The organism is Armatimonadota bacterium, from assembly GCA_016869025.1.
Taxonomy (GTDB): Bacteria; Sysuimicrobiota; Sysuimicrobiia; order Sysuimicrobiales; family Humicultoraceae; genus VGFA01.
In genome coordinates this window covers 1-17,254 of the sequence record VGFA01000029.1, presented here as the reverse complement: position 1 = coordinate 17,254, position 17,254 = coordinate 1, and the positions used below count along the sequence as shown (strand labels likewise).

Sequence of the window (17,254 nt, the reverse complement as noted above, 5' to 3'; positions counted from 1 at the left end):
TGGAAAAGATCCGGTCCGCCCTGCCGGATGCTTCGGTCCTGATCGAGATCCAGCAAATCCAGGACCGGCTGCTGCAGATGGATGGGAAACTGGCCGAGCTGGATGCGCGGGAGGAGATCTCGGACAGGTCGCGCCAGCTCGAGCGCGACGACATCATCTGGAGGGCGTTTGAAGAGGTGGTCAGGCTTCTGGGGATTGAGTAGGAACCGCCACCGGAGTTTCGTGGCGGTGATCGAAGCGGCGGTGCGCGCTACTTCCGGCGCCGGCCGCCGCGCTTCGCCTCGGTGTTGCGCTTCAGGTCGAGCAGCCTTTCTTCGCTCTCCTTCAAGAAGGCCTTCAGCTTGTCGTCGAACGAGGTGCGCGCCCGCCCTCGTACCTGACGCTCCTCGGGCGAGAGCGCCTGCTTGACCGAAAGGTCGAGCTTGCCCTTGTCGTTGAGGCCGAGGATCTTGACCCTGACCTTCTCCCGTTCCTTAAGGTAGTCTTTGACGTCCTTGACATAGGTGTCGGCGATCTCGGATATGTGCACCAGACCGCTCTTTCCTTCGGGGAGTTCAATGAAGGCACCGTAGTTGGTGATCTTGACCACCGTGCCCTCGACGATGCTGCCTGTTTCCAACGCCATGTTCTAACAGACACGCTCCTTTCTTTCTCTGATTCTGGCGCGCGACGGATTACACCCGTGCCCCTCCAGGAGTGTCAACGCGGCGCGGGGGTGGGACCAGGGGTAGGGCGGACCAGGATGACGGCGATCTCCCCTGGCCGGATGAGCCCCAACTGCTCCCTGGCCATCCGCTCTATGTACTCCGGCGTGTTCAGCAGTCGAATCTCCTCGCGGAGCTGCGCGATCTGCTTCCTTAGCGTGTCCCGCTCCTGGACCATGACCCCCAAGTCGCGCCGCACCTTGAACCCGTCCCAGTAAGCCCCGCCGAACGCGACCGCCACCGCCAGCAGCACGCCGGTGGCCACGAGCGGTCCGGCCCAGCGCGGGATTACGCGGCGGGGAGAGCCCGGGGGCAGGATAGGACGGCGCGCTTCTGCGTGTGCCATGACGTCTGCTGCGACGAAGGGACGACTCCGGCAGGTTGCCCCATCCCGCGATTCGCTGGCGCCGCCCGGATTCCTGCCGGGGTCCTGCTTCGACCGGTGGAAGAGGCGCTGCGGACCCGCCGCCATGCCGGCATCGCGTTCGCCGGTGCTCCGGGGGACCGCCGCGCCCGCATCGAAGGGACCGGCCTTGACGTGTGGGAGGTCGTCGCCATCCACAAGGCCTGCGGGGAGGACACGCAGCGAACCCTCCAGATCCTTGAACACCTCAGCCCCCGGCAGGTCGATGCGCCTCTCCGGTACTACCGCGCTTACCCCGAGGAGATCGAGGCGCTGAAGGCTGAGAATGAGCGCTCCCCGGACGAGTGGGAGCGCCTGTGCCCGCACCTGACGCCGCTCCGTGGGCAGCACCGGCGGAGGGACCGGTCTGCCCCCCGAGGGGCTGCACGACTCGGGCCAAGCATGCTACAATGTAGCGTAGAGGTGACAGGAATGCCTGTGGTTAGGCCGGTTTCGGTGAGGCTTGAGCGGGAAGTTGATGCCGAGGTGCGCGATATTGCCCGCCGGGACGACAGGCCCCTCGGCCGGGTCATCAACGAGCTCCTTGACCGTGCGCTGCGGATGCGGCGGTTTCCGGGCATCGTCTTCGTAGAGGGACCGGGCGGCGTCAGAGCGCACCTCAGCGGTAGCGGGCTCGACGTCTGGGAGATTGTGGCGCTGGCGCATGCCTACGGATCGCCCGAGAAGGTCCGCGAGGCGCTGCCCGCATTGTCGGAAGCCGACATGCGGCTGGCCCTGGCGTATGGGGGCACCTATCCGGACGAGATCGAAGATCGCATCCGCCGCAACGAGCGGCCCATGGAGGACTTGATGCGCGAGTACCCGTTCGTTCGGAAGATCCCCGCGTAGGTGCCGCCTCGCCTGCTGCTCGATGTTCACTTCTCACGAGCCGTCGCCGACGCGCTCCGTTCCCGAGGATTTGACGTCGTGGCTGCTCAGGACGATGCCTGGCTCCGCAGCCGCAGCGACGAGCACCTGTTGGCAGCAGCAGCCGAGCAACGGCGCGCGGTGGTCACGTACAACATCGACGATTTCGCCACCTTGGCGCGCGCGTGGGCCTTGGGTGAACGCGGGCACTTTGGGATTGTACTGGTGCACCCTGGGACGATCGCCCAGGCGGACATCGGAGGGCAGGTACGAGCCCTTGAGCACCTCCTGGCGTCACTTTCCACAGAGGACGAGCTCAGGAGCGTAACGGTGTTTCTCGGGAAGCCCGATCCTGAGGAACGGCCTTCCTGATCCGAACTCCCCCGCCCCTCGACCTCGGGGCGCCGGGGCAGCTGGGTTCACAGCCCGAGAGTGCGCACGAAGTCAATTGGCCGGACAATGGCGAAGTTATCAGCTCCACATCTTTCTCGGACTGGATCTCCCACATGTCGCGCAGCAGCTCTCTCATTGTGAAGGGCCTTGTGCCTACTTCCGCGCGCCCACCGGGAACGCCGCCCAACCCGCGTACCGCGCCCGTGCGCCCAGGGCCTCCTCGATCCGCAGGAGCTGGTTGTACTTGGCCACGCGCTCGCTGCGCGAGGGCGCGCCGGTCTTGATCTGGCCGGCGCCGGTGGCCACGGCCAGGTCGGCGATCGTGGTATCCTCGGTCTCGCCGGAGCGGTGGGAGATGATCGAGGCGTAGCCCGCCGCCCGCGCGATCCCAATCGTCTTGAGCGTCTCGGTCAGCGAGCCGATCTGGTTGAGCTTGACCAGGATCGCGTTGCCGACCCCCTCGGCGATGCCGCGGCGCAGTAACCGGGGGTTCGTTACAAACAGGTCGTCGCCCACGATCTGCACCCGGCCGCCGAGGCGCGCCGTCAGCGCTTTCCAGTCGGGCCAGGCGTTCTCGTCCAGGCCGTCCTCGATCGAGACGATGGGATAGCGCTCGACCAGGGCGGCCAGGAACTCGATCACCTCAGGGCCCGTGCGCCGCAGGCCCTCGCCCGCGAAGTTGTAGGTACCGCCTCCGGCGCCCTGCGCGCCGCGCTCGAACAGGCTGCTTGCCGCCACGTCGAGCGCCACCGCGATGTCGCGACCCGGCCGGTATCCCGCCGACTCTATCGCCGCCAGCACCGCCTCGATCGCGGCCTCGGTGGACGGCAGGTCGGGCGCGAAGCCACCTTCGTCGCCCACCGCGGTGCTCATGCCCTGGGCGTGCAGCGCCTTCTTCAGGTGGTGGAAGACCTCGACCCCGGCCCGCAGCGCTTCGGCGAACGTGGGCAGGCCGGCCGCGGCGATCATGAACTCCTGTACGTCAATCCTGTTGTCCGCGTGCGCGCCGCCGTTGATGATGTTCATCAGAGGCACGGGAAGCAGGCACGCCGCCTCACCGCCCAGCGACCGCCACAGCGGCTGTCCCCGCGAGGCGGCGGCGGCCTTAGCCACGGCCAGCGAGACCGCCAGGATCGCGTTGGCGCCGAGCCGGCTCTTGTTGTCGGTGCCGTCCATCTCGAGCATCGCACGGTCTATCGCGGCCTGGTCGAGGGGATCGGCGCCGGACAGCCGGGGCGCGATCTGCTCGCACACCAGGGCGACGGCCGCGCGCACGCCCTTTCCCAGGTAGCGCGCTTTATCGCCGTCGCGCAGCTCCAGCGCCTCGTGCTCGCCCACCGAGGCGCCCGAGGGCACCGCGGCACGGCCGGTTGCCCCGTCGCTCAGCGTGACGTCGGCCTCGACCGTGGGGTTGCCGCGTGAGTCAATGATCTCGCGTGCGGTGATGCTGGTGATCATGGGCATGAATATCGCTCCTACCTTTCCGATGTTGGCGTTCGATGAGCCGTTACCGTTGCGGCCCACCCTTGTCAGCGTAACCCTGCTCTAAGCCTGCATCAACGCCGCCTTCCGGCGCCGGCTGGGGATTGACGCCGGGACCGTCCTCAACCTCACCCTCAAGGGAGGCCGGATAGAATATCCTACCACGCCTCCAGCGTGCGCCGATCCTCTACGATCTCGTATGGCGGCTCAGGGGACGGACGCCCCTCGGGCAGGCGCAGCACCTTCACCACGAGCTGCCGGGGGCCGAAGTTCACTTCAACCAGATCGCCCACCTCGACCTCGGCGGCGGGTTTGGCCCGGCGGCCGTTCAACGCCACACGCCCGGCGTCGCACAGGCGGTTCGCCATGGCGCGCCGCTTCACGAGGCGGCTGGACTGGAGGAACTTGTCTAGGCGCACGTGGTTACCTTCTCGAGAATCTCCGCCAGCGGCCGGCCAGCGATCGCCTCACCGTTGTAGCGGTGTAGCCCACACCAGGCGGTACCGGAAATCAGCCGCCCCTTCGTGCTCTTCAAGGAGACCCGCCAGCGCGTGCATTTGGCGCCCGATGTCGTCCTGGCGGATGGCCCGGCTCGATACCACGACGATCCCCGAATGTGAGCGGCCACTTGCCAGAAAAGCCCGATGCAGATGAACGGAGTCTCGCACGTTGTATGTAACGATTGCCCGTTCTCGGCGCGAGGCTTCCACCAACAGCAGCTCATCCGGGAGATCCCGGACAGGCCGTGGCTCTTCCTGAAGGGCAACTACATCATGCCCCCGCGCTCGGAGGCTCCGAGCCAGTGCTGGGGAGAGATGGTTGTCCAGCCAGAGCCGGGGCACTCTCAGCCGGCCTGATCGTTCTCGGTAAGGAATCCGTCAATCTCGTCACGATGGGCTTCCCCGTATGCGACGGCAATCTCGATCTCGCGTCGATCCAATCCCGAATGATCGCCAAGGAGGCGCGCTACGTCCCCCTCGTAAGCCCGGTGGAGAGCAACGACCTCCCACACGTCAAAGCCAGTCCCTGCCAGGTGTGCCCGTCTTCCCTGCGGGCCGTCAACGAACGTGATGCCGGGATGCCGGCGCATTCGGAGACCTTCCTCCACAAGCCGGGCCAGCACCTGGCTGACGGTCCGTCTCTCCTGGCGTGCAAGAGCGCGCAGTTGGCGTTCGTTCTCTTCCGAAACCCGTCCGCTGATTGGTTTGCGTTGCCTTGTCGCCGGCATGGATTCCCACCTACACGGTAAGTGTAGACATCGCATACATCGTAAACGCCTCCACGAGACCTGTCAACGGCTGCTTGGTTTGCTTCGTGGCAAGCGCCGAGCGGCTCAAGGGTGCTACTCGCACGGCATGCTGCGCGGGCGTCAGCCCAGTATCTCGTCCGCGGCCAGTGTCAGGTTGGGGAAAGCTTCAGGGGACAGCGCCTCGCCGCGGCGGACCTTCCGACCTTCGCGGTAGCCCTCGGGCGAGGGCTGCCGGTAGATCTCGATGACCTCGCCTTCCAGATCCGCCAGCCAAACCTCGGGGATGCCCGCGCGGGCGTAGAGGGGCACCTTCACCTCACGGTCGGCGTCGGCGGACGTCTCGGACACCTCAACGAGCAGGAAGGCATCGCCGGGGCCCGGATGCGCGGAGGCGTAGAAGTCAGGCCGCGGGCGGAGCAACGCCAGGTCGGGTTGCGGTTCGGAATGCTCTCCGATGCGGATGGGGTTCTGGACCCACACAATTCCCCCGGCCTGCACGGGGGGGAAGAGGGCCGTGAGTCGGCCGACGCACGCAGCATGTCTGCTCCCAATCGCGGCCATCTCGACGATCGCTCCCTCGATCAGCTCGACCCGATCGTCCTCGGAGAGAATCCCGGCCTGGGCCATGCGGTAGTACTCCTCCACCGTGAAGCGGCGCGTCAGCAGCTGGACGGGCATGGCAGTACACCTCCTGGCCTTTTCCCAATCATCCCGCCCTTCCGCACCACTGTCCAGACCCGCAGCCCGGTCCAAGCCCGGCACCACCAGGCAGCCCCCGATTGGGATATCGGCTCGACTGGGCCTGGCTTGCGGGTCGGTCGCGGGAGAATCCTGCTCTTGCCGCAGGACCGCAAGCACCGTTCTGCGCGGCCTTGCATGCGCCGCCGCCGTGGTGGCGATCATCGCAGCAGCCGCTTCCACCGCAGCCCCTCAACCCAGTTTGAGATCTCTGCCTCAGGCACGGTCCTGGTAGGTGATGTCCTCGCATTCGAGGACCTGATGGTCGTAGGCAGGCCCGTACTGCTGCACGGTGTCCGCGGAGAGGTACTGGTTCAAGCGGCCGGGCTTCATCTCGACATGCCGGCCCTGGCCGGCCGGCAGGCCCGGGTCGTGAGACTGGGGAAGGCGACCGTCGTGGGGAAGAGCACCGCGAGGGACGTCCAGGAACGCCTGGCCAGGATGTCGCCCAACATCCTCGGGCCGACGGTAAGGTTCCAGGTGGGTCAGTTTGAGGTGACGGCGACAATCCTGCGGGAGGGAAATCTGATGATTCCGAGTCCGACATCGTTCAACCCACGGGTCTTCCACCTTGACACGGCGGTCACCTCGCCGCTGCTAAGCCTGCTGATGCCCGCTACCTGTCGGGATGCCCTGCAGCAGGCAGGTGTAGCGCTCTACCTCGCGCCTGGAGTCGGAGGGGTCCCGGTTATCCGGGAAGATGACCAGGTTGGTTCCGGAACGCGGAGTCGCGATCGTCAGCGTGGACAGGCCACGTTCTACGCGCATTTCAGGAAACCACTTGACCACGGCGGCGATCGCCGCGGGGACGGCAATGGCGCCAGCGCCCTGCGCGAACAGCGCGCGCCCGAGACGCTGGGGCAGAGTGTAGTCCTCCGTCGTGACCTCCTCGCGGCTTGTCCCCAACTCGCTCATGGCCTGGTCGTCGAGCGTCGCCACTCTGCGGATCTGCACGCGTGCGATACCCACGACGATCTCAACGCGCGTCGCGCCCGTCCGCTTGATGCGCTCCGCCAGAGCCACGGCAAGGTCGAGTGAGGTGTATAGGGCGTTGAAGGCGTCCCGCCTGTCAGGGAGGGAATGCTGATGCTGTGCATCGTCCGGGGAGGTTCAGTACCCGCCTTCCAGGTCCTCGCGCAGGATGCGCAGGACCGTTGAGGCGCGGTCCGTGAGGATGGTGTCGATGGGGGTCCGTCCGGCGAGCAGCGGCATCGGCGCGTGCAGCCATTCCTTGGCGGTCTTCTCACCCATCAACCTCGTGGCCAGCTTGCGGATCTCGGTGATGTCAGCAGCCACCTTGCCCTCAGCGGTGTACCGCTCAGGACCGGTGCCCGCGGCCTCCCAGCGGGCCACAGTGCGCCGGCCCACGCCGACCGCAGTGGCGAACTGCTCCTGCGTCTGGCCGAACCATTCCCGCAGGGGCTTGGCCTTGATGCGCTCCATCCTTGCGGAGCGCGTAATGGTAGTAGATGTGGATGCCATGATTCTCTCCGCGATCTGTCGACCCAGCCGGGCTGTCCGTTTCCAGTGTGCCAAATGGCACGCCCAGTGTCAATGAAAGTAGGCGTTCGGAGACGGTCACGCCCAGCTTTGCCTTTGACTCCCACTTCCTGGTGTACCGGTTTGGCCCCGGCCGCCAGCGGGCGTTTCGCCGGTTGCCTCAGTGACGGCCGTATACCGGAGCGGAGGGACTCAGGCGGGAGCGTTCAGCAACTCGCCCACGGCCTCCTGGCCGCGCCCCCTAGGGAGCAGCACCCGCCCTTCCCTCAGCGCGACGCCGATCACTCCCCGGCCGTCCCTGAGCGCCCTCCGCGCCTCGTCCAGTGTGTAGGGGAAGACCTCCACGCTGACCCCAAGTCCGACCGGCTTGTAGCGCACCATGCGCTCGCCGAACTCCTCCACCGAGTCCCGCAGTACGATCAGCACGTCGGCGTCGCTCGCTGCCGTGGCCTCGCCACGGGCCAGCGAGCCAAAGAGCACCACGGCCAGCACCCTGGGGTCCTCGCCCAGTTGCTGCGCCCAGGCCTGGAGCCTGGACAGAACTGCGTTGGGGTCACGCTTCCAGACTCTGACGCTCACAGTGCTCGAGCACCTCGCGGGCGATCCCTACAACACAACGTCCCCGGCCTCCTGCGCCGTGTAGTGGCGGGCGGCGGGCCCCGCCGGGTGGACGTCGGGATACCGTGTGGGAATGTAATACCTGTCCAGCACCCGGCTCTTCTCCAGCAGGGTATCTGTCGGCTATGCCTCCGCGGGCAGGGTGTCCAGGAGGTCAATGATCGAATGTCCCCACGCGACCTGGCCCCGGCGAAGGTGCAGGGCTCTTAGCGCGGCCTCGGCAGCCTGCTGCGCGGCGAAACACGCCCAGGCGTGGTCGCTCATATCCACGCTCCGTTCCGCGCGGGCCAGATTGATCCTGGCCTGCTCGAGCCAGTCGCGATACCGGTTCATGGTCACCCCCCGGCAACTAGGTCCGGACCTAGTTCTGCCGGACCTGCAAACCGCACTTGACCCGGGCGATGAACACACCGAGGACCCGGCCATGGACCCAGCCCCCGACCCACCATCCGCCAGCCTCCCATCCACCAGCGTCTCATTCGCGGGGCTGCTCTCCGCGGCGGCCCGGCTCTCGGACGCCGAGCTGACCGCGCAGGTCGGGCGCCTCGCCCACGCCGAGCGGGAGGCGGCGGTCTCACTCATCGCGAACCTGGCGGAGCTCGACCGGCGGCGCCTGTACCTGGCCGCGGGCCATTCTTCGCTCTTTGTGTACTGCACGCGTGTACTCCATCTCTCGGAGCACGCCGCGTACCGGCGCATCGAGGCGGCCCGCCTGGCCCGGCGCCTGCCGGTAGTCCTCGAGCGCTTGGCCGAGGGGACGGTGACCCTTACGACGCTTTGCCTCCTGGCCGCGCACCTGACACCCCAGAACCACGCCGAACTCCTCGAACAGGCCCGCTACAAGGGCCGTCGCGAGGTCGAGATCCTCGTCGCCGCGCTGCGCCCCCAGCCCCCGGTTCCGGATCAGGTTCGGAAGCTCCCGACCCCGAGTCAACCAGCGCCGCCGCCGGCCCTGCATTCGCCGGACTTCACTGCACAGGCAGCCGCGCCCCCCCCGGCGCCCGCACTGCCCCCGGCACCCGCACCGCCCCCGGATCGCCCGCCCATCGTGGCGCCCCTTGCGCCCCAGCGCTACCGGATCCAGCTCACGGTTGACGCCGATACCGTACAGAAGCTGCGGGGAGTGCAGGCGCTGTTGCGCCACCAGATCCCGGACGGCGATCTGGCGAAGATCCTCAATCGGGCCCTGACGGTGCTACTACGCGACCTGGCCAAGCAGAAGTTCGGGGCGACCGACCGGCCGCGTTCGAGCCCAGGCGCGGCGGCTGGCTCGCGCCATGTCCCAGCCGAGGTCAGGCGGGCAGTCTGGGCGCGCGACGGCGGGCGCTGCGGCTTCGTGGGCGAGGGCGGCCGCTGCGCAGAGCAGGACTTCCTGGAGTTCCACCACGTGGTGCCCCACGCGGCGGGAGGGGCGGCGACGGTGGACAACATCCAGCTCCGGTGCCGCGCCCACAACGCCTACGAGGCCCACTGCATACACGGCCTATTCGACGATGCCTGACCTCAGGGATGAACCGGCCCGCTCTTGATTTCCGTATTCTACAGAATTGTGTATAATGCTAGCTACAATGGAGCATCGAGTATCCGCCACCGAGATTGCCCGGAATCTGGGCGATATCCTTAACAGGGTGCGCTGCAAGGGAGATGCCTTCGTGGTGGAGCGGAATGGAAAGCCGATTGCCCGGATCATCCCGCTGCCCGCAGCCCCCCACACCTCGGTCCGGGATGCTCTCACCGCGTGGCGCGCAGCCGGAGCGCCCGACCCCGCGTTTGCCGGTGATCTGGAACGCATCGGTGAGGCAGACCGCATTCCGGAGGACGCATGGGCCGTGCGACCGGGCTCGTCATAGACACCAGCGCACTGGTGGCCGTCGAGCGCGAATCGGGGCCATGGGAGGAAGTCCTTGCATCTGCCGGTGACGAACCCGCTGTCCTCCCGGCGATCGTCTACGCTGAACTCCTGGCGGGCGTGCGCCTGGCGGATGACCCTGCCCGTGCCGCCCGGCGACGTGCCAAGATCGACGCGCTGATCACGCGGATCCCGATCGTTGAATTTGGCCCCGAGATCGCCGAACGATGGGCGGAGGTGTTCGCGACATTGAGCCGCCGGGGTCGCCTGATCCCGGCCAATGACCTTGCTGTCGCCGCAACCGCACTGCATCTGGGCTTCGGTGTCCTGGTAGGGCCTCAGGATGACGCGCACTTCCGAGCCATACCCGGGCTGCGAGTCTTGACCCTGTAGTCCGGCTAGGCCTCCGTCCCCGGGACCAACCGCACCACTCCACCGCGGCCATGTCCTGTCGAGTCATAAATGAGTGTTACCGAGCGGGGTATCGTCTTGTCATTAATCGTGTTACCGGGCCTGTGCAGCGGCCCGGGTGGTCTGGAGGCGCAGGCGTCGGATTTGGAACCGTTGGTGCGGGCGTGGATGCCGGGTGGCCTGGACGGGGCCCCGGTGCGCCAGGCCATAGATGTGGTGGAGCTTCCGCTCGATCGTTTCGGCGAGAGTGAAGGGGTCGAGGCGAGCGCGGAGCTGCTGGAGGGTCTGGAGGGTCGCGTGATCGGCGTCCTCGGCGGCGAGGAGGCGGTCCAGCGGGGTCTTGGGGAGGTCGTAGACCCGGCGGAGTCGCGAGCCTGAGCTCCCCCCTGTAGAGGTCGTTGATCGCGGCCAGGGCCTGAGGGGAGTCGTAGCGGTCCCAGCCAAGGAGACGGCGGACGTGCGTCCAGTTCTTCTGCTCGATATGGGCGTTGTCGTCTTTCTTGTAAGGCCGGCCACGGGTGAACTGAATCTCGCGGGCCTCGCAGTAGCGGAAGAGGTGGTGGTTGATGAATTCGGAGCCGTTATCGGAGTCGAGGCCGCGCAACGGGAAGGGCAGCGCGTCTCGGATTTCGTCCACGGCGGCGCCGACTGCGACCTGGCCCTTGCCCATGACGGCGCGGGTTTCGCCCCACCCGGAGTAGATGTCGGTGAGGTTGAGGGACTGGATGAAGTCGCCGTCGGCACAGTCGCCGGAATGGGAGACCAGGTCGACCTCGGTGAAGCCAGGGGCAGCGATATCCCAGTGCTCGGTCTTGACGGGGATATGGTGCTTGAGCAGGGCACCGGGCTTCGTGCGCCCGTAGAGGCGGCGGCGCAGCCGATGTTTGGTCTGCCGGAGGTAGCGATCGATCGTGCTGGGGCTGATGGTCTGGAGGTGGTGTTCCACCCGTGCAGGGATGTCAAGATGCTGCCTCGCCCAGGGCAGCCAGAGGGGGAGGAGGGCCTTGAGCCGGACCGACCAGGGGTAGCCGGCGGCCTCCCAGATGTGCTCCAGGACGGACAGGAGCCGGGGGTCATAGGGAGATGGGCGGCCGCGGCGCCGCGCTGTGGCTGGACGGGGCGGTTGGGTCAAGGCGCGGATCGCGGCCTTGCGGTGGTAGCCTGTGGTGGCACAGACCTCTGTGAGGATCTGGACCTTGGTGACGCGGGTCGCCCGCTCGTACCGCTGCCGGACCGCTTGGACATACTCGCGTTTGGACGTGGGACTCACCGGGGCCTCCTGCACCAGCATCTAGGGACGTCGTCGGGTAACAGGTATTCTGACGCGACGATGGGATCCCCGGTAACAGTTCAGGTGACTCGATTCGCCCGCTTGACGGCGAAGTACCACATCATGTACGCTATCTCTGTACAGTACGTGAATCTGTACAATAGCCCGCCCAAGGATCGCAGGTGATACCATGCCAGTTCAGACCACATATACGGATGCGCGAGCGCGCCTGGCCAGCCTGATGAGCCGTGCCGTTGAGGATCGGGAGACGGTGATCATCACCCGGCGGGGCAAGCCGGAGGTGGCGCTCATCGCGGCGGAGGAGCTCGACGGGCTGCAGGAGACCGCACATCTGCTCCGGTCACCGAAGAACGCCGAGCGGCTGCTGAGAGCGCTTGGGCGCGCCGTCGCGCGCACGGGAAGGCCGCAGACGGTCGAAGCCCTGCGCAAGGAGTTGGGGCTTGAGCGGAAGTAGCCCCCGGGAGTCCAGGGGACGCAGGGCCCGTGACACCGTTTTCCACCCCGAGTTCATCGAGGATCTCCGCCATTGGGTCGAGACGGACCGGAAGGTGGCGCTGCGCGCGCTTGACCTCATCAGGGCAATCGCGAGGGATCCGTTCGCCGGGATTGGCAGGCCGGAGCCCCTCAAGTACCTGGCGCCCGGTGTCTGGTCGCGTCGGCTGACGCAGGAGCACCGAATCGTGTACCGAGTGAGTGAGGACCGAATCGATTTCCTGCAGGCGCGATACCACTACTAGCGGCGACGACCTCCCAGCCGTCAAACGAAGCAGCTATGGGCCTCCTCCCGGTAGCCGGCCTCAAGACCCCGTCCCTTCAGGCTACCAACCTCGCCGGTAAGACGGGATACCTGCGCCACCAGTTCGGCCATGGCGGCGACCAGCCGCTTCAGAACCCGCTCCGGCCTGTCTACAAGACGTATCGGCCGACCAGCCCGCGGACTACCGGGCAAACGTTACGGGCAGGAGATGCGAATCTCGCGGAGGGCGTGTGGTGTCGCGGGTGGTCTTGCGGGGCCTTCCTGAAGCGGACCTACTCTATCAGCCTTCCCATGCTCCTGACCTGGACGCCAGCCTGCCTGCACATCTCCCTGACCCTCTCGTCGTGGCCGTCCAGGTCGGCCGGCACATCCCCTGGAGCCGGGTCAGCAGGAACAGCCCTGCCACGGCAACCAGGCTCGCCACAGACGCCGCCTGCCCCAAGGCAGCACATCCAGTTGCCACGCCAGAAGCCCGGCGATGCCGGACAGCGCGCTGAGGCCGCAGAGCAGCAGCACCGCGCGCCGCTCCGACAGGCCGAGGGCAACCAGGCGGTGGGAGGGGTGGTCCGTCCCGCCCTGGAAGACCGACCCGCCGTGGGCGATCCGCAGCCAAGCCACCGTCAGCGAGTCGAAGATCGGAACCGCCAGGATCAGCCCCGGGGTGAGCACCGCGAGCGCGACGTTGGTGACGACGCGGGGGTCAGCACCCGCACGCGTGGCTGGACGCAAAGGCGGTGCGGGTGCGCGGCCCGATGGGCGCGTGGCGAACATGGCGGTGGCGGCCATCGGGGTACGACAGCAGGGGCTGTGGGGCCAGGAGGTCACACCGAGCAGCCCTATCGTGTGAAGGCTGCAAGTGCTCTGGCGGCTCGCTCGGGACTCACCCGGTTGGCCAGGTCTTCAGCGGGTTCAATCACGAGGGCGGCATCTAGCTTCTCCAAGATCATCCGGAGCGCATGGAGTGAGAACTCCGATCGGCTCGCGAAGACGCGGCTCAAGTGCCCAGGATCTGTGCCGGTTTCCTTGCAGAAGCGGTATCGGGAACCAAAACGGACCTCTATCAGGTCGGCCAAGTAGTCACGGTAGTCAGGTGGTGAAACCTTACCCTGGACGATACCTAGACGCGCTTCAAGATCCTGACAGATGCGGTAGCAAACAGAATCCACGGAAAGACGCGAGCGACGGAACGCCTCAGCCCACCAGGAGGCAAACTCTGACCACTCCGGCTGCTCCTCGTACATCCGCTGAACAGCGGCCAGAAACTCCCGTTCCCGCTCCTCTAGCCCCTCCAGGCTCAGAGTCCTGCCGGTAATCGTCTGAAAAGTCTCCTTCTTTGTCATCACTGACCTCGTCTTCTGCTAATGTGACGCGACAGGAAAGAGCGTCTAGATCATACCTCCAGAAAACCATCTTCGGGCCGGATCTCTATCAGCTCGGCGATTCCCGCTACCGAGAGGTAGACAGACCGTTGATCGAAGCTGTTGCCTGCCCGCCGTAGCAGCGCTCGCAGCTCGTCCACTCGGTCAGCCTGGATCGCCACGGCATACTTTCTGCTCAGATCCTCCACAGGCGGGTTCCCCTCAGCGGGCGACCATGCACCAGGAACCGTTCCGATCTTCTGGTAGACGACGGCTTCTGGGCCAGTCACCGCTCCGAAGGTCCGTATTAGGGTGTCCTGCAGGAGTCTCCACAGGATGGGAGGATGGGGCCTCCGATCCGAATCCCGCACAACAGGGATCAGGAACACGCATTCCGGTCCGATCCGCACGCTGGCCCTCCCGTTTCATCGAGTTGCCCTCCCTCCCGTGCACCTAGCATATGTGCTAGTTGACGGGTGGTCAAGCATATGTACTGGTCTAGGATGCGTCCCGTTCTTGCCGCCCTCCGCCCCCATAGGACATATCGGCCGACGAGCCCGCCATCTCCACCCCTACCCAGCCTCGGGCAGGCGCGGTAACCCACGACCAGCCGCCGATCGCAGCGCGCGCCGGGGTGCCTATCTACCAGGGGATTGTAGAGCGGGTGTTACGGGCGGGGGAGGTTGTGAATGCCGGGGGGTGGAGGAGGACTCCGAATCTCGCTGGGGGAGCAGAGGTCGCGGGTGCGTTGCGGCAGTGTTGCGGGCGTCGAGCAGCGGGAGGTCTTGCGGGGCCTTCCCGAAGCGGACCTACTCTATCAGCCTTCCCATGCTCCTGATCTGTACACCGGCCTCCCTGCACATCTCCCTGACCCGCTCTTCTGACCGTCCAGGTCGGCCGGGATATCCCCTGGAGCCGGGTCAGCAGGAACAGCCCTGCCACGGCAACCAGGCTCGCCGCAGACGCCGCCTGCCCCAGGCGGATCAGGTCCAGGAAGCCGGCGTACCGCCACTGCCCCCGGTAGATGGCGGCATGCTCCACTCGTACCGCAGCAGGTGCGCCCCGACGAACGCCACGCACAGCAGCACCAAGTCCACAGCGAGGCTCAGATTGGGTCATGGTATGATGGGGCGGCGTGGAGGAAGATCGATCTCTCGGGAGGCCTGGAGGTGATGTAGTCCCTGTCGCGGTATCTTGGTGCAATCCGATGGACCCGGCACGCCTTGTATGAGAGACTCCCTCGGCTGGCCCAGACGGGCGTCGTAGGAGGACAAACGGATGTGGAGGAAGTTCTCCGAGGCCCTGGACGCATTGTTCCAGCGAAGATGGGGCGACACGAGGCCCAGCAGCGACGAGCGGGAGGTCTCCTGCGCATCATCTTTGTCGAGGAGGAAGGCGCCTTGAGATGAAAGTCACCTACGATCCTGAGGCCGATGTCTTGTACATTCTTCTCCGCGAGGATGCCCGGGAGGCGGATACCGAGGAAATCCGGGAGGGGGTAACCGTTGCCTGTGACGAGCACGGGCGCGTTGTCTCACTCGAGTACATCGGTGCCGCGGCGGATGGCCTCGTCACAGATGGCACGGTCAGGGTGGCTGTCGTCAACTATCCCGGCCACGCGAGAGCGAGAGCATAGCTCCCCTTGTGCCAGACTGCGCGCGTCCCGGGGCGCAAGATCAGGGAGTACGTGGCCGAGGCGACGGTAGCGCGGCTGGCCGAGGAGTTCTTCGCCGCGAAGGTAACGACAGGAGCGTGGGCTCGTGAAGCAGGGCGCCCTTGAGGTCTACCTACCAGGGGATTGCAGGACGGGTGTCGCGAACGGGGGAGCCTGCGAATCTCGCGGGCGGTCTTGCGGGCGTCTAACAGCGGGTGGTCTTGCGGGGCCTTCCTTAGAGGTCAGGCGCGGGGTCTGGGAGCGCGACGGCGGGCGCTGCGGCTTCGTGGGCGAGGGCGGCCGCTGCGCGGAGCAGGACTTCCTGGAGTTCCATCACGTGGTGCCCCACGCCGCGGGCGGGCCGGCCACCGTGGACAACATCCAGCTCCGCTGCCGCGCCCACAACGCCTACGAGTCCGAGCAGGCGCACCGCCGCCTCGAGCTGCCGGCCGAGGCCTGGCACGACCCTACGCCGGACGCCTACAACGGTGCCTGACCTGGCGCCCGGTGTTCCGCCCGACCGCAGTCCGGCCCTCGGCCCCGCCACTTCGACTGCGCGGTTCCCAAAAGCATCTCCTGCCGACATCTGGCAGCAGGTGGACCGGGTCAGAGAGGCCATCAGGAGCAGGTACGGACCGTTCCCGGACAGCACGCCGGGGATTCGCGAGGACCGCCAGCGGTGACCACCGCCACTCCGGTGGTGGTGGACACGAGCGTGGCGGTGAAGTGGTTCTTCGACGAACCCCATCCGCCCCGACTTCCCGTATTCCACAGAATCCTGTATAGTCCGATCTGGGATGGAGCATAGGATCTCAGCCACTGAACTGGCACGGAATCTGGGCGATATTCTTAACAGAGTGCGCTACAGAGGGGATGCCTTCGTCGTGGAGCGGAACGGAAAGCGGGTGGCCCGGATCATCCCGCTACCCGGGGTGCCGCGCACATCTGTTAGAGACGCTCTCGCCGCATGGCGCGCCGCAGGCGCGCCCGACGCCGCGTATGCAGGGGACCTGGAGCGGATCAGCGCAGCAGACCGCGTTCCGGAGGACGAATGGAGCGTGCGCCCGGGCTCGTCATAGACACCAGCGCGCTGGTGGCCGTCGAGCGCGGATCAGCGCCCTGGGAGGACGCTCTCACCGCGCGGGTCCCGATCGTCGAGTTCGGCCCCGAGATCGCTGAGCGCTGGGCAGAGCTGTTCGCGACGTTGAGCCGCCTGGGCCGTATGATCCCGGCCAACGACCTGGCCGTCGCCGCGACCGCGCTGCATCTGGGCTTCGGTGTCCTGGCAGGGCCGCAAGGTGACGCCCACTTCCGCGCCGTACCCGACCTGCGGGTCCTGACCCTGCAGGCCTCCTAGGCCCTGGTCCCAGGTTGACTGATGCCCGAGAGCAGACCAGTGATCCGCATCGCCGCCGCCGTCGCCCTGATCGTGCTCTCGTCACCCATCCCCGCCATCCCGCAGGCCCGCCAGCCCATGCCGGACGAAGCCGTCCAGAACCTCGTGCGGGCCGCCCTGCTGGCGCACTTCGACCCAGCCTCGATCCTCGAGATCCAGGTGCTGGGATCAGCGCTCGAGGGCGACGTCCTTTCGATTGACACGCTCGTCGTCCACGGAAGGCCCGCCTCCTTCGGCGGCTTCCGCGGCGAGGTGATGGGCCACTTCGCGGACGTCCGTCTGGAGATGCCCGCGCTCGCGGCCCGTCAGATAAGGCTGGTCCGACCGGCGAGGGCGACCGTGGTCGCCAGGGTCACGGCCAGTGCCGTGGAGGAGGGACTGGCGAAGTCCTCAACGACGGTCCTGCGGCCGTCGGTGAGGTTCTGGGAAGGTCAGATGGAGATCGCGGCGACGATCAGGAGCGGGGACAGGCTCTACCCGGCCCAGGTCAGGGCCGTCCTGACCGTCGAAGGCAAGCAGCGCATCAATGCAGTCGTCAGTTACGCCCTGGTGCACGGCGCCAGCGTCCCCCAGGGCCTCATCGA

General features: G+C 66.7%; 25 protein-coding genes and 1 pseudogene. 12 read left to right on the top strand and 14 right to left on the bottom strand.

Features of this window, described 5'->3' with window-relative positions; translation table 11 throughout:
• Positions 1 to 250: 250 nt before the first annotated feature.
• Together FJX73_12070 and FJX73_12065 are read right to left on the bottom strand one after the other, a co-directional pair.
• The gene (locus FJX73_12070) at positions 251 to 625 is read right to left on the bottom strand and encodes a S1 RNA-binding domain-containing protein (protein MBM3471508.1); all 375 of its coding nucleotides are present in this window, start codon (positions 623 to 625) and stop codon (positions 251 to 253) included.
• Between the two features lie 74 nt (positions 626 to 699).
• On the bottom strand, positions 700 to 1,458 hold the full coding sequence (locus tag FJX73_12065) for a septum formation initiator family protein (GenBank protein MBM3471507.1): 759 nt from the start codon (positions 1,456 to 1,458) through the stop codon (positions 700 to 702).
• Positions 1,459 to 1,539: 81 nt separating this feature from the next.
• Here FJX73_12065 and FJX73_12060 point away from each other — a divergent pair, with 81 nt between their 5' ends.
• Together FJX73_12060 and FJX73_12055 are read left to right on the top strand one after the other, a co-directional pair.
• Positions 1,540 to 1,956, top strand: a complete 417-nt coding sequence (locus FJX73_12060) for a DUF433 domain-containing protein (GenBank protein MBM3471506.1) — start codon at positions 1,540 to 1,542, stop codon at positions 1,954 to 1,956.
• Positions 1,957 to 2,346 carry a hypothetical protein gene (locus FJX73_12055; GenBank protein MBM3471505.1) on the top strand — a complete coding sequence of 130 codons (390 nt, stop codon included), beginning with the start codon at positions 1,957 to 1,959 and terminating at the stop codon, positions 2,344 to 2,346. It abuts the gene before it with no gap.
• Between the two features lie 174 nt (positions 2,347 to 2,520).
• On the opposite strand, the gene FJX73_12050 is transcribed toward FJX73_12055, so the two are convergent.
• The 8 genes and pseudogenes from FJX73_12050 to FJX73_12015 form a co-directional block, all read right to left on the bottom strand.
• Positions 2,521 to 3,831, bottom strand: coding sequence for a phosphopyruvate hydratase (locus FJX73_12050; GenBank protein MBM3471504.1), 1,311 nt, complete (start codon positions 3,829 to 3,831; stop codon positions 2,521 to 2,523).
• 176 nt (positions 3,832 to 4,007) lie between these two features.
• On the bottom strand, positions 4,008 to 4,268 hold the full coding sequence (locus tag FJX73_12045) for an RNA-binding S4 domain-containing protein (protein ID MBM3471503.1): 261 nt from the start codon (positions 4,266 to 4,268) through the stop codon (positions 4,008 to 4,010).
• A gap of 425 nt (positions 4,269 to 4,693) precedes the next feature.
• Entirely contained in the window at positions 4,694 to 5,077 is a 384-nt protein-coding gene (locus FJX73_12040; protein ID MBM3471502.1) for a hypothetical protein, read from the bottom strand.
• 141 nt (positions 5,078 to 5,218) lie between these two features.
• Entirely contained in the window at positions 5,219 to 5,776 is a 558-nt protein-coding gene (locus FJX73_12035; protein ID MBM3471501.1) for a Uma2 family endonuclease, read from the bottom strand.
• Between the two features lie 657 nt (positions 5,777 to 6,433).
• The gene (locus FJX73_12030) at positions 6,434 to 6,859 is read right to left on the bottom strand and encodes a hypothetical protein (GenBank protein ID MBM3471500.1); all 426 of its coding nucleotides are present in this window, start codon (positions 6,857 to 6,859) and stop codon (positions 6,434 to 6,436) included.
• A gap of 87 nt (positions 6,860 to 6,946) precedes the next feature.
• Complete coding sequence (locus FJX73_12025; protein MBM3471499.1) at positions 6,947 to 7,318, bottom strand: helix-turn-helix domain-containing protein; 372 nt, start codon at positions 7,316 to 7,318, stop codon at positions 6,947 to 6,949.
• A 210-nt stretch (positions 7,319 to 7,528) separates the two neighbouring features.
• Complete coding sequence (locus FJX73_12020; protein MBM3471498.1) at positions 7,529 to 7,915, bottom strand: nucleotidyltransferase domain-containing protein; 387 nt, start codon at positions 7,913 to 7,915, stop codon at positions 7,529 to 7,531.
• Between the two features lie 27 nt (positions 7,916 to 7,942).
• A pseudogene (locus tag FJX73_12015) lies at positions 7,943 to 8,287 on the bottom strand (HEPN domain-containing protein).
• 91 nt (positions 8,288 to 8,378) lie between these two features.
• Here FJX73_12015 and FJX73_12010 point away from each other — a divergent pair.
• The 3 genes from FJX73_12010 to FJX73_12000 are packed head-to-tail and all read left to right on the top strand — an operon-like array spanning position 8,379 to position 10,196.
• Complete coding sequence (locus FJX73_12010) at positions 8,379 to 9,455, top strand: HNH endonuclease (protein ID MBM3471497.1); 1,077 nt, start codon at positions 8,379 to 8,381, stop codon at positions 9,453 to 9,455.
• Between the two features lie 55 nt (positions 9,456 to 9,510).
• On the top strand, positions 9,511 to 9,804 hold the full coding sequence (locus FJX73_12005; protein ID MBM3471496.1) for a type II toxin-antitoxin system Phd/YefM family antitoxin: 294 nt from the start codon (positions 9,511 to 9,513) through the stop codon (positions 9,802 to 9,804).
• Positions 9,777 to 10,196, top strand: a complete 420-nt coding sequence (locus tag FJX73_12000; GenBank protein MBM3471495.1) for a type II toxin-antitoxin system VapC family toxin — start codon at positions 9,777 to 9,779, stop codon at positions 10,194 to 10,196. Before FJX73_12005 ends, FJX73_12000 begins: the two co-directional genes overlap by 28 nt.
• A 76-nt stretch (positions 10,197 to 10,272) precedes the next feature.
• On the opposite strand, the gene FJX73_11995 is transcribed toward FJX73_12000, so the two are convergent.
• Positions 10,273 to 11,505: a transposase family protein gene (locus FJX73_11995; GenBank protein MBM3471494.1), complete on the bottom strand. Its 1,233-nt coding sequence runs from the start codon at positions 11,503 to 11,505 to the stop codon at positions 10,273 to 10,275.
• Between the two features lie 169 nt (positions 11,506 to 11,674).
• Here FJX73_11995 and FJX73_11990 point away from each other — a divergent pair, with 169 nt between their 5' ends.
• Positions 11,675 to 11,959 (top strand): type II toxin-antitoxin system prevent-host-death family antitoxin, encoded by a 285-nt coding sequence (locus FJX73_11990; protein MBM3471493.1) that lies wholly within the window; start codon positions 11,675 to 11,677, stop codon positions 11,957 to 11,959.
• The gene (locus FJX73_11985) at positions 11,946 to 12,242 is read left to right on the top strand and encodes a Txe/YoeB family addiction module toxin (protein MBM3471492.1); all 297 of its coding nucleotides are present in this window, start codon (positions 11,946 to 11,948) and stop codon (positions 12,240 to 12,242) included. The genes FJX73_11990 and FJX73_11985 overlap by 14 nt, the downstream gene beginning before the upstream one ends.
• Positions 12,243 to 12,646: 404 nt before the next feature.
• Here FJX73_11985 and FJX73_11980 read toward each other — a convergent pair whose 3' ends face one another.
• From FJX73_11980 to FJX73_11970, 3 genes are read right to left on the bottom strand one after another with little or no spacing between them, the layout of a single operon-like run.
• On the bottom strand, positions 12,647 to 13,048 hold the full coding sequence (locus tag FJX73_11980; protein MBM3471491.1) for a hypothetical protein: 402 nt from the start codon (positions 13,046 to 13,048) through the stop codon (positions 12,647 to 12,649).
• Between the two features lie 50 nt (positions 13,049 to 13,098).
• Complete coding sequence (locus FJX73_11975) at positions 13,099 to 13,602, bottom strand: hypothetical protein (GenBank protein MBM3471490.1); 504 nt, start codon at positions 13,600 to 13,602, stop codon at positions 13,099 to 13,101.
• 50 nt (positions 13,603 to 13,652) lie between these two features.
• Positions 13,653 to 13,910, bottom strand: a complete 258-nt coding sequence (locus FJX73_11970; GenBank protein ID MBM3471489.1) for a hypothetical protein — start codon at positions 13,908 to 13,910, stop codon at positions 13,653 to 13,655.
• A gap of 1,115 nt (positions 13,911 to 15,025) precedes the next feature.
• On the opposite strand from FJX73_11970, the gene FJX73_11965 reads away from it, so the two are divergent.
• From FJX73_11965 to FJX73_11945, 5 genes are all read left to right on the top strand, one after another.
• Positions 15,026 to 15,256, top strand: a complete 231-nt coding sequence (locus tag FJX73_11965) for a DUF2283 domain-containing protein (GenBank protein MBM3471488.1) — start codon at positions 15,026 to 15,028, stop codon at positions 15,254 to 15,256.
• 124 nt (positions 15,257 to 15,380) lie between these two features.
• Positions 15,381 to 15,770 carry an HNH endonuclease gene (locus FJX73_11960; GenBank protein MBM3471487.1) on the top strand — a complete coding sequence of 130 codons (390 nt, stop codon included), beginning with the start codon at positions 15,381 to 15,383 and terminating at the stop codon, positions 15,768 to 15,770.
• A gap of 301 nt (positions 15,771 to 16,071) precedes the next feature.
• Positions 16,072 to 16,353 (top strand): type II toxin-antitoxin system Phd/YefM family antitoxin, encoded by a 282-nt coding sequence (locus FJX73_11955; GenBank protein ID MBM3471486.1) that lies wholly within the window; start codon positions 16,072 to 16,074, stop codon positions 16,351 to 16,353.
• Positions 16,326 to 16,631: a type II toxin-antitoxin system VapC family toxin gene (locus FJX73_11950; protein ID MBM3471485.1), complete on the top strand. Its 306-nt coding sequence runs from the start codon at positions 16,326 to 16,328 to the stop codon at positions 16,629 to 16,631. The genes FJX73_11955 and FJX73_11950 overlap by 28 nt, the downstream gene beginning before the upstream one ends.
• A gap of 21 nt (positions 16,632 to 16,652) precedes the next feature.
• Positions 16,653 to 17,254: hypothetical protein (locus FJX73_11945; protein ID MBM3471484.1), on the top strand; the 602-nt coding region annotated here is incomplete at its 3' end.

What these genes read in the sequence shown, in the direction of transcription:
- FJX73_12070 (MBM3471508.1), bottom strand. Translation starts at nt 625, where the DNA reads ATGGCGTTGGAAACAGGCAGCATCGTCGAGGGCACGGTGGTCAAGATC.
- FJX73_12060 (MBM3471506.1), top strand. Translation starts at nt 1,540, where the DNA reads ATGCCTGTGGTTAGGCCGGTTTCGGTGAGGCTTGAGCGGGAAGTTGAT.
- FJX73_12050 (MBM3471504.1), bottom strand. Translation starts at nt 3,831, where the DNA reads ATGCCCATGATCACCAGCATCACCGCACGCGAGATCATTGACTCACGC.
- FJX73_12040 (MBM3471502.1), bottom strand. Translation starts at nt 5,077, where the DNA reads ATGCCGGCGACAAGGCAACGCAAACCAATCAGCGGACGGGTTTCGGAA.
- FJX73_12035 (MBM3471501.1), bottom strand. Translation starts at nt 5,776, where the DNA reads ATGCCCGTCCAGCTGCTGACGCGCCGCTTCACGGTGGAGGAGTACTAC.
- FJX73_12025 (MBM3471499.1), bottom strand. Translation starts at nt 7,318, where the DNA reads ATGGCATCCACATCTACTACCATTACGCGCTCCGCAAGGATGGAGCGC.
- FJX73_12010 (MBM3471497.1), top strand. Translation starts at nt 8,379, where the DNA reads ATGGACCCAGCCCCCGACCCACCATCCGCCAGCCTCCCATCCACCAGC.
- FJX73_12005 (MBM3471496.1), top strand. Translation starts at nt 9,511, where the DNA reads ATGCTAGCTACAATGGAGCATCGAGTATCCGCCACCGAGATTGCCCGG.
- FJX73_12000 (MBM3471495.1), top strand. Translation starts at nt 9,777, where the DNA reads ATGGGCCGTGCGACCGGGCTCGTCATAGACACCAGCGCACTGGTGGCC.
- FJX73_11995 (MBM3471494.1), bottom strand. Translation starts at nt 11,505, where the DNA reads ATGCTGGTGCAGGAGGCCCCGGTGAGTCCCACGTCCAAACGCGAGTAT.
- FJX73_11990 (MBM3471493.1), top strand. Translation starts at nt 11,675, where the DNA reads ATGCCAGTTCAGACCACATATACGGATGCGCGAGCGCGCCTGGCCAGC.
- FJX73_11980 (MBM3471491.1), bottom strand. Translation starts at nt 13,048, where the DNA reads ATGGCCGCCACCGCCATGTTCGCCACGCGCCCATCGGGCCGCGCACCC.
- FJX73_11975 (MBM3471490.1), bottom strand. Translation starts at nt 13,602, where the DNA reads ATGACAAAGAAGGAGACTTTTCAGACGATTACCGGCAGGACTCTGAGC.
- FJX73_11965 (MBM3471488.1), top strand. Translation starts at nt 15,026, where the DNA reads ATGAAAGTCACCTACGATCCTGAGGCCGATGTCTTGTACATTCTTCTC.
- FJX73_11955 (MBM3471486.1), top strand. Translation starts at nt 16,072, where the DNA reads ATGGAGCATAGGATCTCAGCCACTGAACTGGCACGGAATCTGGGCGAT.
- FJX73_11950 (MBM3471485.1), top strand. Translation starts at nt 16,326, where the DNA reads ATGGAGCGTGCGCCCGGGCTCGTCATAGACACCAGCGCGCTGGTGGCC.